Source organism: Streptomyces sp. SID14515, from assembly GCF_010548505.1.
Lineage (GTDB): Bacteria > Actinomycetota > Actinomycetes > Streptomycetales > Streptomycetaceae > Streptomyces > Streptomyces caviscabies.
Genome location: NZ_JAAGMH010000108.1, coordinates 117,594 through 131,515, shown reverse-complemented (window position 1 = coordinate 131,515; position 13,922 = coordinate 117,594). Strand labels below are relative to the sequence as shown.

12 protein-coding genes and 2 rRNA genes are annotated in these 13,922 nt (G+C 70.2%); 3 read left to right on the top strand and 11 right to left on the bottom strand.

The genetic code is table 11. The annotated features are described in order from the left end of the window. A 23S ribosomal RNA gene (locus G3I54_RS25475) occupies positions 1–545 on the top strand; the annotation flags it as partial. 79 nt (positions 546–624) lie between these two features. After that, positions 625–741: ribosomal RNA gene (gene rrf / locus G3I54_RS25470) — 5S ribosomal RNA — on the top strand. 70 nt (positions 742–811) lie between these two features. On the opposite strand, the gene G3I54_RS25465 is transcribed toward rrf, so the two are convergent. Genes G3I54_RS25465 through G3I54_RS25450 form a run of 4 tightly spaced genes read right to left on the bottom strand, consistent with a single transcriptional unit; the run spans position 812 to position 4,541 of the window. Further along, entirely contained in the window at positions 812–1,477 is a 666-nt protein-coding gene (locus tag G3I54_RS25465; protein ID WP_164617402.1) for a response regulator transcription factor, read from the bottom strand. Continuing rightward, complete coding sequence (locus tag G3I54_RS25460; protein WP_343240415.1) at positions 1,474–2,742, bottom strand: histidine kinase; 1,269 nt, start codon at positions 2,740–2,742, stop codon at positions 1,474–1,476. The genes G3I54_RS25465 and G3I54_RS25460 overlap by 4 nt, the downstream gene beginning before the upstream one ends. Positions 2,743–2,763: 21 nt before the next feature. Then, a complete protein-coding gene (locus G3I54_RS25455; RefSeq protein WP_239144565.1) occupies positions 2,764–3,606 on the bottom strand; it encodes an ABC transporter permease in 843 nt (280 codons plus the stop codon). Continuing rightward, a complete protein-coding gene (locus tag G3I54_RS25450) occupies positions 3,603–4,541 on the bottom strand; it encodes an ABC transporter ATP-binding protein (RefSeq protein WP_164617397.1) in 939 nt (312 codons plus the stop codon). Before G3I54_RS25450 ends, G3I54_RS25455 begins: the two co-directional genes overlap by 4 nt. A gap of 229 nt (positions 4,542–4,770) precedes the next feature. On the opposite strand from G3I54_RS25450, the gene G3I54_RS25445 reads away from it, so the two are divergent. Further along, positions 4,771–5,331 carry a GNAT family N-acetyltransferase gene (locus G3I54_RS25445; protein WP_164617395.1) on the top strand — a complete coding sequence of 187 codons (561 nt, stop codon included), beginning with the start codon at positions 4,771–4,773 and terminating at the stop codon, positions 5,329–5,331. A gap of 83 nt (positions 5,332–5,414) precedes the next feature. Here G3I54_RS25445 and G3I54_RS25440 read toward each other — a convergent pair whose 3' ends face one another. The 7 genes from G3I54_RS25440 to G3I54_RS25410 form a co-directional block, all read right to left on the bottom strand. After that, on the bottom strand, positions 5,415–7,064 hold the full coding sequence (locus G3I54_RS25440; RefSeq protein WP_164617393.1) for a TraM recognition domain-containing protein: 1,650 nt from the start codon (positions 7,062–7,064) through the stop codon (positions 5,415–5,417). Position 7,065: 1 nt separating this feature from the next. Next, positions 7,066–8,487 carry an ATP-binding protein gene (locus G3I54_RS25435; protein ID WP_164617391.1) on the bottom strand — a complete coding sequence of 474 codons (1,422 nt, stop codon included), beginning with the start codon at positions 8,485–8,487 and terminating at the stop codon, positions 7,066–7,068. A gap of 59 nt (positions 8,488–8,546) precedes the next feature. Then, a complete protein-coding gene (locus tag G3I54_RS25430) occupies positions 8,547–10,097 on the bottom strand; it encodes an SCO6880 family protein (RefSeq protein ID WP_164617389.1) in 1,551 nt (516 codons plus the stop codon). Next, complete coding sequence (locus G3I54_RS25425) at positions 10,094–11,458, bottom strand: hypothetical protein (RefSeq protein WP_164617387.1); 1,365 nt, start codon at positions 11,456–11,458, stop codon at positions 10,094–10,096. Before G3I54_RS25425 ends, G3I54_RS25430 begins: the two co-directional genes overlap by 4 nt. Continuing rightward, positions 11,448–12,317 carry a hypothetical protein gene (locus G3I54_RS25420; RefSeq protein ID WP_164617385.1) on the bottom strand — a complete coding sequence of 290 codons (870 nt, stop codon included), beginning with the start codon at positions 12,315–12,317 and terminating at the stop codon, positions 11,448–11,450. The genes G3I54_RS25425 and G3I54_RS25420 overlap by 11 nt, the downstream gene beginning before the upstream one ends. A gap of 181 nt (positions 12,318–12,498) precedes the next feature. Beyond that, positions 12,499–12,807, bottom strand: coding sequence for a hypothetical protein (locus G3I54_RS25415; RefSeq protein ID WP_003968086.1), 309 nt, complete (start codon positions 12,805–12,807; stop codon positions 12,499–12,501). Positions 12,808–13,140: 333 nt separating this feature from the next. Continuing rightward, positions 13,141–13,695 carry a hypothetical protein gene (locus G3I54_RS25410; protein ID WP_164617383.1) on the bottom strand — a complete coding sequence of 185 codons (555 nt, stop codon included), beginning with the start codon at positions 13,693–13,695 and terminating at the stop codon, positions 13,141–13,143. Positions 13,696–13,922: the final 227 nt, after the last annotated feature.

Here is a 13,922-nt window from a genome sequence, read left to right as displayed (position 1 = left end):
CGACGGGTCGAGCAGGGACGAAAGTCGGGACTAGTGATCCGGCAGTGGCTTGTGGAAGCGCTGTCGCTCAACGGATAAAAGGTACCCCGGGGATAACAGGCTGATCTTCCCCAAGAGTCCATATCGACGGGATGGTTTGGCACCTCGATGTCGGCTCGTCGCATCCTGGGGCTGGAGTCGGTCCCAAGGGTTGGGCTGTTCGCCCATTAAAGCGGTACGCGAGCTGGGTTTAGAACGTCGTGAGACAGTTCGGTCCCTATCCGCTGTGCGCGTAGGAATATTGAGAAGGGCTGTCCCTAGTACGAGAGGACCGGGACGGACGAACCTCTGGTGTGCCAGTTGTCCTGCCAAGGGCATGGCTGGTTGGCTACGTTCGGAAAGGATAACCGCTGAAAGCATCTAAGCGGGAAGCCTGCTTCGAGATGAGTATTCCCACCAACTTGATTGGTTAAGGCTCCCAGTAGACGACTGGGTTGATAGGCCAGATGTGGAAGCCCTGTAAGGGGTGGAGCTGACTGGTACTAATAGGCCGAGGGCTTGTCCTCAGTTGCTCGCGTCCACTGTGTTAGTTCTGAAATAACGAACGGCCGTGTAAAAATCCGGTGTTGGTTAATTTCATAGTGTTTCGGTGGTCATTGCGTTAGGGAAACGCCCGGTTACATTCCGAACCCGGAAGCTAAGCCTTTCAGCGCCGATGGTACTGCAGGGGGGACCCTGTGGGAGAGTAGGACGCCGCCGAACAATTTTTCCGGGAAAGCCCCGCACCAACAAGGTGCGGGGCTTTTCTGCGTTCTCGATCCGTTACGCACCGCTACATCGGGGTTACCAGGCGGGTGTCGTAGGCCAAGATCACTGCCTGGACGCGGTCCCTTGCGCCTGTTTTGGCGAGGATGCGGGTCACGTGCGTCTTCACCGTGGACTCGGCGAGGTGGAGGCGGGTGGCGATCTCCGTGTTGGACCAGCCCTGGCCGATGACGGTGAGGATTTCCCGTTCCCGTTCCGTCAGCGCGGTGATGCGTGGGTCCGACGCGGTCGGTGCGCCGGGTACGGCCGGGAGGTGGTGCACGTACGCGTCGAGGAGACGGCGCGTCAGGGTCGGGGCGACCACGGCGTCGCCGGCGGCCACCGCACGTATGCCGGCGAGGAGTTCCTCGGGCAGGGCGTCCTTGACCAGGAAGCCGCTGGCCCCGGCGCGCAGACCGTCGTAGGCGTACGCGTCGAGGTCGAAGGTCGTGACGATCAGGATGCGGCTGCCGGCACCCGACGCGATGATGCGCCGGGTCGCCTCGATGCCGTCCAGGCCCGGCATACGGATGTCCATCAGCACGACGTCCGGGTGGTGGCGGGCGACCAGATGGACGGCCTCGGTGCCGTTGCCCGCCTCGCCGACGACCGTCATGTCGTCCTGGCTCTCCAGCAGCATGCGGAAGCCGAAGCGTTGCATCGGCTGGTCGTCCGCGATGAGTACGGTCGTCACGGGTGCGTGTCCTCCAGGGGAAGGCGGAGCCGTATCTGCCATCCGCCGTGGTGCGGCAGCGGGCCCGCTTCGAGGGTGCCGTCGTACAGTGCGGCGCGTTCCCGCATGCCCATGATGCCCTGGGCCGGCAGGGAGGCTTCCGCCCCGTCCGCGGTTGCGGTGGCTCCGGTGCCCGTATCGGTGATGTGGGCGTCCAGGTGTGTGCGCGAGTAGGTGAGGGTGACCGTCGCGGAGGTGGGGTGGGTGGCGTGTTTGAGGGTGTTGGTCAGGGCTTCCTGGACCACCCGGTACACGGTGAGTTGGCGGCCCGGGGTGAGGGCCGGTCGCCGGGGTTCGCCGTTCAGTTCCAGGTGGACGGGCAGGCCCGCCCGGCGTACGCGTTCGATGAGGGGGGCCAGTTCGTCGAGCGTGGGCTGGGGCGTGCGTTCGGCGTCGGGGTGGTCGTCGCGCAGGACGCCCAGGAGCCGGCGGAGTTCGGAGAGGGCCTGCCTGCTGGTGGTGCCGATGGCCTCCAGTGCCTGGCCCGCGCGTTCCGGGTTCTTCCGGGCCGCGTACGCGCCGCCGTCCGCGAGGCCCGTGATGACGGACAGGTTGTGGCCGATGATGTCGTGCATCTCCCGTGCGATGCGGGTGCGTTCGGCGGCGGCTGCGAGCCGGGCCTGCTGGTCGCGTTCGTGTTCCAGCCGGTGCGCGCGCTCGACCAGGGCCTCCGTGTACTCGCGCCGGGTGCGTACCGCGATGCCCAGAAGCACCACGAACACCAGGCCCCAGACGTACGAGACCACCTCCTGGCCCCAGTCGGCGGGGATGCGGACGCCGCCGGCCAGGACCGGGACGACGAACAGCAGAGCCGCCGCCCCGACCGTACGGAGGGATGAGCGCAGCACGATCTGGAAGACCGGGATCAACTGGAGGAGGGCCGCCTGCACCACGGCCCCCGTCCAGATGTTGACGATCGACACCGGTGCCATCAGGAGAAGTACGGCCAGGGGGTGCGTGCGTCGCCACAGCAGGGGCAGCGAGAAGCCGAGGCTCATCAGGAGCACCAGGAACTCGGGGGCCGTCACGTCGTCGTGTGCGACGGTCCGCCAGCCGCCGGAGGTGTAGTCGAGCACCGCCGCCACGACCCAGAACGCGGTCACCGCGGCGTCCCAGACCCGTGGCCGGTGTCGGTCGAAGGCGCGGAGGCGGTCCAGGGCGTCGCGGATGATCCGGGTGAGGGGGGCGGTCGTCGTACCGCCGGGGCCTCGGGGGTGGTACGTCACCTGGTCGCCTCTCCTCATGTGTCAGACGTCGCGGCGCTTGAGCGCCAGCGCTGCCGCGGCCAGCGTCGTGCCCGCCCACAGCGACAGGGCGAGCAGGGCGGGGCCAGGGGAGATGGTGCCCGGGATGGGGGTGGCGGAGCCCAGGGCACCGGTGGCCTGGGTGGGAAAGTACATGATGGCGCGCTCGACGGCGTCGTACGGGAGCATCCCGAGGACCTCCGGCAGGACCATGACGCCGCCGATGACCGCGCCGATCGCCCCGGGCACGGACCGCAGCAGTGCGCCGAGGCCGAGCGCGATGAGGCCCATCAGGGTGAGGGCGCCGGCGTTGCCGGCCAGGGCGCGCAGGATGCCCGGGTCGGTGAACGAGGCCGCCTGGTCGGTGTCGTGGAGGAAGGCCTGGGCCACCGCGAACGTGACCAGGGCCGTCGCGAACATGACCGTGAAGACGGTGGCGGCGAACACCGCGGCCTTGGCCCACAGGACGGGGAGCCGGGCGGGCACGGCGGTGAGCGAGGAGCGGATCATGCCCGTCGCGTACTCGCCCGCGGTCATCAGGATGCCCAGGACGATCAGGCACAGCTGGCCGAGCATGCTGCCGTACAGCGTCAGGACGACCGTGTCGATGTCGGAGTCCCCGCCGCCGGAGGTGTAGGTCCCGCCCATGATCAGGCCGACGCCCAGGACCAGCACGACCGCCGAGATGACGGTGATCCAGGTGGAGCGCAGGGAACGGAACTTGTGCCATTCCGAGCGCAGGACGTGGGTGGGGGTGATGCGGTACGGGGAGGGTGCGGGCGAGGGCGATGGCCGTGGTGGTGTGAGGTGGGTCGGCGGCTGTGGGGTGGGCTGGGTCGTGGTCATGCTGCTGCTCCGATGCGGTGGTGGTGCGCGCGGTGGTCCACCGATTCCTGGGTGAGATCCATGAACGCCTGCTCCAACGACACCGTCTGCGGTGTCAGTTCGTGGAGTGTGATCGCGTGCGTGGCGGCGACGCTCCCGATGCGCGCGGCGTCCGCGCCCCGGATCCGTAGTTCCCGGGCCGGGGTCTCGGTGGTGGAGGCGGTGATGGTCACGTCCGGGGCCGCCAGGTGTGTGCTCAGTTCCTCCGGCTGCGGGGTGACGACCTTGACGGATTCGCCGCCCGCCGAGCGGATCAGCTCGGCCACGGTGGTGTCGGCGAGGAGCCTGCCGCGGCCGATGACGATCAGATGGTCGGCGGTGAGGGCCATCTCGCTCATCAGGTGGGAGGAGACGAGGACCGTACGGCCTTCGGCGGCGAGGGAGGTGAGGAGGTTGCGGATCCACAGGACGCCTTCGGGGTCCAGTCCGTTGACCGGCTCGTCCAGGATGACGGTGGCGGGGTCGCCGAGGAGTGCGGCGGCGATGCCGAGCCGTTGGCCCATGCCGAGCGAGAAGCCCTTGACCCTTCGGTGGGCGGCGTCGGTCAGCCCGGCGAGGTCGATGACCTCCTCGACGCGGCGGCGCGGGATGCCGTGGGTGTGGGCGAGGGCGAAGAGGTGGTTGAAGGCGGACCGGCCCGGGTGGACGGAGCGGGCCTCCAGCAGGGCGCCGACCTGGGTGAGCGGCGCGGGGTGGGTGGCGTAGGAGCGGCCGTTGACGGTGGAGCGGCCGCGGGTCGGGGTGTCGAGGCCGAGCAGCATGCGCATCGTCGTGGACTTTCCGGCTCCGTTGGGGCCGAGGAAGCCGGTGACCGTGCCGGGGCGGACGGTGAAGTCGAGGTCCTGGACGACGGTTCTGTCGCCGTACCGTTTGGTGAGTCCGTGTGCCGTGATCATGCGGTCGACGCTACGGAGCGTCCAACCCCCGGTCGTCCGACCGGGGGTTGGACGTGGGCCGGGGCGTAGTACCGGGGTACGACGGGGTGCGGGCCCGGGCGTGGGCGTGGGAGTGGTGCGTGGTGCGTTGGCCTTGGTGGTGGCGGACGCGGTGTGTTGGCCTTCGTGGTGGCGGTCGCGGTGGGCTTAGTCGGTTGAGCGTGGGGCGGGCGGGGGTGAAGATCGGGGCATGGACTATGTGATGCGTGCGGTGCGGGCCGATGAATGGCCGCAGGTCAGGCAGCTGCGGCTGGACGCCTTGAAGGACCCGGCGGCGCCTGTGGCGTTCCTGGAGTCGTACGAGGAAGCGGCGGCGAGGCCGGACGTCTTCTGGCAGGAGCGCGCTGCTGCCGCGGCCGAGGGCGGGGGCGGCCGGGTCCGCCAGTTCGTCGCGGAGTCGCCGGACGGGGTGTGGGTGGGCACGGTCACCGTGCTCGTCGAGAGCCCGGAGGACGATGTGCGCTTCGGGGAGGCTCCGGCGGTGGATCAGGCGCACCTGGTCGGTGTGTTCGTCCGCCCCGAGGCGCGGGGCACCGGGGTGACGGACGCGCTGTTCCGCGAGGCCGTCGCGTGGGCCTGGTCGCTGTCCGCGCCCCGGATGGAGCGGGTGCGCCTCTACGTGCACGAGAAGAACCCTCGAGCGGCCGCCTTCTACCGGCGGTTCGGATTCGTCCCCTCCGGGCAGCGGATTCCGGCCCCGGGCGGCCGGGGCGAGCAGGAGTTGGAGTACGTCCTCGGGCGGGAAGCGTAACGGGGCGCGTAGCGGCGGGAACTTCGGTGCGGTGCGGCTGGGCGCGGTGGGGGCGCTGCCTGGGCGCTGGGCGGCGCTCTTGCCTAGCGGATGCCCGGGGCCGGGGCGTGCAGGTGTTCCTGCCAGCGGGCCCGGCCCTGTTCCCGGGAGCGGAGCAGCACCAGGGCGGGCATGCCCCTGTCCTGGCCGGTCGCCAGGAGCTCCGGGAGCTTGGGCAGCGGGGCCACGGCCGCGACGTCGTCGAGGACGAGCGTCATTGGTGGGTCGAGCCGACCGTCGGATGACCGTGCGGCCATGCGGCGGCCGTGCTCGACCACGTCTGCGGCGAGCGCGGTGAGAAGGGACATCGCGCCGGGGCGGGTACGAGGATCCTCGATCGGTTCGCCCACCAGGTAGAGCGTTCCCCCTTCGTCCGCAAAAGATTCCAGCGCGAGGGAATCGGCTCGGTTCGCCGTGCAGGCCTCGCGGATGTGCACCGAGGCCAGCGCGGCGAACGCCCGTACCGTCAGCTCCTGGGCCACTTCGCGGCGTTCCGGATAGGCGGTGAGCGCGGACTCCAGCAGCCCGGCGAGTCCGGAGGCGGCCTTGGGGTGCGTACGGAGGAGGCGTACGGGTTCGTGGGCGCCGGCCCCGGAGGCCCAGCGGGCGACCTGGCGGAAGGGGCGGCCGTCCACCGCGGCGGCGTGCAGCCAGCACTGGAGGAGCGTCTGCGCCGTGTCGGCCACCGCCGCGTCGATCCGGGCCTGCGGGCGTACCGGGGCGAGCAGGGCGGCCGCGCGCGCGGCGGCGACGTCGGGGAGCTCGCAGCCCGCGGTGGGCGACCAGTGGAGGCGGGCCGGGGTGTCGCAGAGGTGGCCCGGGTCGTAGACGAGGACCGGGCCGAGCTTGCCGCGCGCGTCCTTCGTCTCGGCCCAGACGGTGGGGTCCGAGGTGACGACGAGTGCGGGGCCTTCGGCGTCGTGGATGGCCTGGACGACGGTGGGGCGCCGGGCGGGGGCGGGGGCGTAGACGAGGAGGGGGGTGCGGGGGGAGGGGACGAGTGCGGAGGGGGCGATCTCGGGGGAGGGCGTTGCGGTGGCCTCGGGGGAGGCGGGGGTGCGTGGGGATGCGTGCGGGGGTGCGGATGCGGATGTCGATGCGGCTGGGGGGTTGTTGCTGTTGGGGGTGGGGGCCGGTGCGGGGTTGGGTGTTGCGGGGGTGGTGGGTGTTCCTTCCCCTTCCCCTTCCCCTTCCCCTGCTGATGGTCCTGTTGCTTCTGCTTCTTTGGTGAGGCCGGTGTTCGTGGCGGCCTGCTTCTCGTGGGGCCCGAAGGCCCGTTCCTCGCGGCGTCGTTCCCGTACCGCCCGACCGCGGGCCACGACTCCGAGCGTGAACACCGTGAGGACCACCAGGACCATCAGTTCGCCGATGAACAGGCCCCAGAACAGCCCGTATCCGGAGAGCTGGGCCGGGGGCGTCTGTGGCCAGGCGGCGGCGAGGTCCTGTGGGGCGGTGGCCAGTTCGCGCAGGGCGAGCGGGGAGCGGGTGAACGTCACGCCGTCCGGCCAGGCCCCGTGGGAGAAGAGCCCGGCCAGGCCGGTGGCCGTCCAGGCGACCAGGGTGGCCGCGAGGAGGAGGCCCAGGAGGCCGATCAGCAGGCCGTCCGGGATGCCGCCGCCGCCCTGGGGCCGGCCGTCGTGTCCGTCGTGGTGGGCGGGCCCGCTGCCCCGGCCCCGTGCTGCCTGGCGTGCCATGTCATGCCACCGTTGACTCTGACGACTCGTTGATCCGTTGCTGGTTCTCGATCCGGGCCGCCCGTTGCTCCGCCTCCAGTTCGGCGGCGCGGATGTCCTCGGGGAGCAGGTGGTCGTCCGACGACCCCTCGGTCATGGCGCGGTCGGTGAAGACCAGAGGGCGTTCGGCTTCGGTGATCAGGTGTTTGACGACCTGGACGTTGCCGTTGACGTCCCAGACGGCGATGCCGGGGGTGAGGGTCGGAATGATCTCGACGGCCCAGCGGGGCAGCCCGATGACCCGGCCGGTCGCTCTGGCCTCGTCCGACTTCTGGGCGTAGATCGTGCGGGTGGAGGCCATCTTGAGGATGGCCGCCGCTTCCTTCGCCGCGGCTCCGTCCACCACGTCGCTGAGGTGGTGGACGACGGCGACGAAGGAGAGGCCGAGGCGGCGTCCGAACTTCAGGAGGCGCTGGAAGAGCTGGGCGACGAAGGGCGAGTTGATGATGTGCCACGCCTCCTCCACCAGGAAGATGCGCTTCTTGCGGTCGGGCCTGATCCAGGTGTGTTCCAGCCAGACGCCGACGATCGCCATCAGGATCGGCATCGCGATCGAGTTGCGGTCGATGTGCGAGAGGTCGAAGACGATGAGCGGCGCGTCGAGGTCGATGCCGACGGTGGTCGGCCCGTCGAACATACCGCGCAGGTCACCGTCGACGAGCCGGTCCAGGACGAGGGCGACGTCCAGGCCCCAGGCCCGTACATCGTCTATGTCGACGTTCATCGCCTCGGCGGACTCGGGCTCGGGGTGGCGCAGCTGCTCCACGATGTCCATCAGGACCGGCTGGCGGTCGGTGATGGTCGCGGTGACGTAGGCGTGGGCGACCTTGAGCGCGAAGCCGGAACGCTCGTCGAGGCCGTGGCCCATCGCGACTTCGATGATCGTACGGAGCAGGGCGAGCTGGCCGGTGGTGGTGATGGAGGGGTCGAGGGGGTTGAGGCGGATGCCGCCGTTGAGCGCTGCGGTGGGGTCCAGGCGGATGGGGGTTATGCCCAGCTCCTGAGCGATGAGGTTCCATTCGCCGACGCCGTCCTCGCCCTGGGCGTCCAGGACGACGACCTGGCGGTCGCGGAAGCGGAGCTGGCGCAGGACGTATGTCTTCTCCAGCGCGGACTTGCCGTTGCCGGACTCGCCGAGGACGAGCCAGTGGGGGGCGGGGAGCTGTTGCCCGTACAGCTGGAAGGGGTCGTAGATGTAGCCCTTGCCGCTGTAGACCTCGCGGCCGATGATCACGCCGGAGTCCCCGAGGCCGGGGGCGGCGGTGGGGAGGTAGACGGCCTGGGCCTGGCCCGTGGACGTACGGACGGGGAGGCGGGTGGTCTCCACCTTGCCGAAGAGGAAGGAGGTGAAGGCATCCGACAATGCGGACAGGGGGTCTCGCATGGCGTGGGTGCCCTCTCTTGTCGCGGGTGGCTGTGTTGATCTTGCGGGTGGTGCCGGTGTCAGCGGCGGATTCCTGTGGCGAACGGGAGTGTGTTCACAAAGGCCCGGTGGTGCTCGCGGTCGCACCATTCCAGCTTGAGATACGACTTGCCGGCCGAGGCACGGATCGTGCGCTTGTCGCGGGCGAGGGCCTCGGGCGAACGGGACGACACCGTGATGTACCCCACCAGGTTCACCCCGGCCGCGCCGCTGGCGAGATCTTCACCCCGCTGGTCGAGCCGGCCGTGGGCGGCGATGTCGCGGGGGTCGACGGTGCGGTTCATCTTGGCCTGGCGGCTGGCCTCGGCGTCGTCGTTGGTCTTCTCGGTCAGCATGCGTTCGATGGCGACCTCGGTGGGTTCGAGGTCCATGCAGACGGCGACCGTACGGATGACGTCGGGCGTGTGGACGAGGAGCGGGGCGAGGAAGTTGACGCCGACGGGGGTCATCGGCCATTCCTTCACCCAGGCCGTGGCGTGGCACCAGGGGGCGCGGGTGGTGGACTCGCGCGTCTTGGCCTGGAGGAACGTCGGCTCGACCGCGTCCAGTTCGGCGGGCCAGGCGTTGCGCTTGGTCATGGCCTGGATGTGGTCGATGGGGTGGTCGGGGTCGTACATGGAGTGCACGAGGGAGGCGAGGCGGCTCTGGCCGAGCGGCTGGCGGACCCGGATGTCGGCCTCGGCGAGGCGGGCGCAGATGTCGGTGAGCTCGCGGGCCATGACGACGGCGAGGCCGGCGTCGCGGTCGAGCTTGCGGCCGCCGTGGGGGCGGGCGGCGCGGGCCATGGCGTTGGCCTCGGCGGCCAGTTCGCGGCTGTAGTGCATGCAGGCGACGAGGTAGGCGCGGTGCTGCTCGCTGGAGGTGGAGACCATGGACTGGAGCTGGTCGTAGGACTCCTGGAGCCAGCCCGGGGACGCCTTGTCGCCGCGCTGGGCGACGTCCTTGGCGTGGGCGTCGGGGTCGGCGGGGAGGGTGCGGGCGAGCATCTGGAGGCGGGTGACGAAGCCGTCGCCGTTGGCCACGTGCTTGAGGAGGGTGCCGAAGCGGTCGACGAGTGCTTCCTGGTCCTCGCTGTCGCGGAGGCCGACGCCGGGGCCCTCGATCTCGATGGCGGCGGTGACGGTGCGTCGGTCGGCGTGGAGGAGTACGGCGATCTCGTCGGGGCCGAAGGGGGCGGCGAGCCAGCTGATCCGGCCGATGCCGGGGGGCGGGCCGATCTCGACCTCACGGCCGTCGGCGCTGACGCCCGCTTCCATGGCGCCGGAGCGGTAGGTGGTGCCGCGGCGCAGGGAGCGCTTGAAGCTGCGGTTGATCTCGAACCACTTGTAGAAGGTCCGGCCCTTGTACGGGACGTACACGATGGCGAGGGCCAGCATGGGGAAGCCCACGAGGCAGACGATGCGCAGGGAGAGGACCGGGACGAGGAGCCCGCTCATCATGCCGAGGAACGCGCCGACGATGATCAGGGCGATCTCGCCGGTCTCGCGGTTCTTGCCGACGATCGCGTTCGGCCGGGCGCGGCCGATGAGATACGTGCGGCGGGGCGTCATCGTGTGGGACTGGGTCGTCAACGCCCTCCCCCTCCTGTGCTCGAGTTACCTGTGGTGCCGAAGCCGCCTCCGCCTCGGGAGGAGCGGCTGCTGTGGGGGGTCCCGGAGGTGGGTGCGGATCCGCTGCGGGGTGAGGGTGCGGCGGATCCGCCGCCTCCGCCGCCTCCGCCGGAGGTACGGGAGCTGTGGGCGGCGACGCCGCCGCTGGCCGGGTTGGCGGGGCGGGCGCCTCCGCCTCCGCCGCTGTTCTGGTCGTTGCGGCCGCTGTGGGTCTTGATGCCCTGGGAGACGAGGGCGGCCGGGGAGCTGATCAGGGCGGCGGCCTGGGCGCCGTCGGTGGCCTGCTTGCGGTTGGTGCGGGCGCCCTGGATCTCGTCGCCGAAGCCGGGGACGAAGCGGTAGATCATGGCGGAGGCGAAGATGGCCAGCAGGATGATGGAGAGGCCGGAGACGACGGCGGAGAAGGCGTCGGGGCCGTCGCCCGCGGAGAGCGCTCCGGCGAGACCGAGGACGATGACGATGACCGGCTTGACCATGATCACCGCGATCATGATGCCGGCCCAGCGGCGGACGTGGCCCCACATGTTCTTGTCGACGAGGCCGGCGTAGACGACGATGCCGAGGAGCGCGCCGACGTAGAGCAGGGCGGCGCGGATCACGAGCTCCAGCCACAGGATGCCTGCGGCGAGGATCGAGACGAGCGAGACGACGATCAGCATGATCGGCCCGCCGCCGATGTCCTCGCCCTTCTTGAGGGCCTCGGCGAACGAGCCGAAGAAGACGTCGGTCTGGCCGCCGGTGGCGGAGGAGATGACCTCGGTGACGCCGTCGGTGGCGGAGACGATCGTGTAGAGGATCAGCGGGGTGAAGGCCGAGGCGAGGACGGTGAGCCAGAGGAAGCCGACGGCCTCGGAGATCGCGGTGGTGAGGGGGACGCCGCGGATGGCGCGCTTGGCCACGGCGAGGAGCCAGAGGACGAGGGTGAGGACGGTGGAGGCCGCGAAGATGACGGCGTACTGCTGGAGGAACTTGGGGTTGGTGAAGTCGACGTTGGCCGTGGACTCGACGGCCTCGCTGAGCTTGCCGACGATCCAGGAGGCGGCGTCGGCGCAGCCTCGGGCGAGGGAGGAGAGGGGGTCGAGGGATTCCGACGGGTCGGGTGATCCCGGCACGCTGTCGGACGCCCCGGCGCCGTCGCCCTCCTCGCAGAACTTCTTCACCTCACCGAACAGGAGGCTGCAGTCCTCGTTGCTGCTCGGTGACGGCGTCGGGGTAGGGGTCGGCGCCGCGGCCGCGCGTCCGGCGAACGCCAGAGCGGCTGCGTGCAGTCCGATCAGCGCGGTGGCCACCGAACGGAAGCGGTACTTGGGGCTACCTGGCATAAGTGAAGCCTCCGTACTCCTCGACGGCCTTGCTGATCGTGTCGGACCGGGAAGCCGCGACATCGCCGGGAACGGGCGCCGGGCCGTCGCTCTCGGATGCGGCGGTCACCTTCCAGTCACCGCCCGACCACGACAACTCAGCCGTCCACGTCTTCCAGGTGGTGCTCACCGGCTTGGTGGAGTCCTGTCCGGACATGCCGATGAGACCCGTGTACCAGACAGCTACCTTTGCGGTGTCGCCTTCGAACGCCAGCACCTTCGTCCCCACGGGAACGGCCCGTGAGATGAAGGTGCTGCCCTCCGGTGCGTTGCCCTCGGGGTCGAGACCGAGGTGTGCGAGGAATTCGGTGGAGTAGGCCTGGTCCTGAGGGGCTCTGATGTCGTCCGCCGCGGCAGGCGAGTAGACGGTGTCGAGGATCCGGTCGCGGCTCTCCTTCGTGAACATCTCCGCTGACCCCAACGCCACCGCATAGTTCGCCGCCGCGCTCTGCGCGCCCTGCTCGTCGTGGGCGAAGCCGGAGGCGATCGTGCCGTTCTTGCCCTGGACGGGCTTGGTGCCGGTGGGCGCCGTGGGGGCGCTGCCCGCGGTTCCACGGCTCTTTGCGCCCGGGGATGCGGCGTCCTCGCTGCCGCCGCCGCGGTTCGCGATGGCGATGGCGGCGACGAGGAGGACCACGACGGCGGTGACCGTCACGAGCGAGCGGGAGTTGCGGACGGGGCGGCGCGTGTGGGGGTGGCCCGGGTCGCCGTCGGGGAGACGGGTACGGGTCTGACGCGTGCCGCCGAGGGTGCTGTACGGGTCGTCCGGGCGGCTCCCCTGGTCCTTGCCGCGGTAGTCGTGCTCGTCACCGGGACTCATGCCGCGTTCGCTCCCTCGGTCGTGTGCAGATCCGCGCAGGACGACGGTAGCTGTGCTGGTTGCCGCTTGAGCGCGGTGTGGTGACTCGACATCAGGGAAACGCAACCTCAGCCGGTGGGCACGACGGGCGGATGGTGGGGAGCGGGCTGGGACGGCCCGGACGGGGGTGGCCGGCGGTGGGTCAGACGGCCATTCCGTACACGATGGTGAACAGGGTGCCCAGGGAGCCGATGATGAAGACTCCGGTCAGCCCCGCCACGATCAGGCCCTTGCCCTGTTCCGCGCTGAACGTGTCGCGCAGTGCCGTCGCTCCGATGCGCTGCTTCGCCGCGCCCCAGATCGCGATGCCGAGGCAGAGCAGGATGGCGATGGCCATCACCACCTCGATCATGATGCGCGCCTCGTTGCCCAGCGTCCCGAACGGCCCCCAGTCCGGAGCGATTCCGCCGATGATGGTGGTGATGTCGCCCTTCTCTGCTGCCAGGATCATGTAAGTCACCGCCCCTGTTGGGTAGTTCGCTGCCTGTGCCGTGCGGCACGGGTCGCCTTCTATCTTCGCTGATGAAACCGCGCTCGCACGACGCCTTCCCGGGTCTCTTTACCCGGATCTCGCACGTTTGACCGGGGCGGCCGCCCTGACCTGCGGCTCGTCCTGGCTCCTCATGCATATGCCTGGTTACTCTGTGTATCACGGGGTGTGACCAGGAGCAACGACGGTGGCCATGGGTTCTGATGCGGTTGCAGCGTTCGCGGGGCAAGGCGTGTTCGTATGCGCCGTTCGAGAGCCGTCGGTGCGCCGGTCGGCACCATGTTCGATGTTTCGTCAGGCCGGCCGGGTGCGGCGGTAGTAGGAGACGGTGACGGCAGCGAGGAGCGGGCCCCAGAGGACGAGCGGCTGGTAGATGACGCCGACCAGGAACCGGCCGGCGGGGGTCATGTCCGCGTGGGGGTACGTCCACCACAGCGGCATGGCGGCCCAGATCGCCGTCAGCGCGAGAGCCCCGGCGGCGGCCGGTACGACGGCGGCCAGGGGGCGGACGGGGCGGCCGCCGATGAGAGGTATCCAGCGGGGCGCCGTTTCGCCCCACGGCCGCACCAGGCCGAGGGACAGCAGGGCGAGCAGCTCGCAGCCGACGCTCAGCGTCAGCATCCACAGCTTGGCGCCCGGGGTGTCGAACGGTACGAAGCCTGCCTCGGTGTACCCGGACGGGAACCCGAACACCATCGCCAGCCGCCACAGCCCGGTCGGCAGCACGATCAGCGTGATCAGCTGCGCGCAGCGGACCGCCCACCGGGGCGCGGGCGGGGGAGAAGGAAGAGGCGTGGGGGCGGTGGATCCGGTGGAGTCGGTGGGGTGTTCCTGCCGGGTTCGCGTCATGTGTTCCAGCGTGGCCCGGCGGCTGTGGCGTGGCGTCAGTTTCTGATCCGGTGTGCGTCGTTCTGCGGTACGAGGTCGGGGGTGAGGTCTCCGCCGTGCGGCGGAGGGGGCGCGACGGCGGTACGTCTGTTTCTGCTTCTGCTTCTGTGCTCGCGCTCGTCTCCCCTTCGTTCGGGTGAACCGCATGGCTTCACGGGAACGGCGACCCCGCTCCGCTCGGCCGGGAA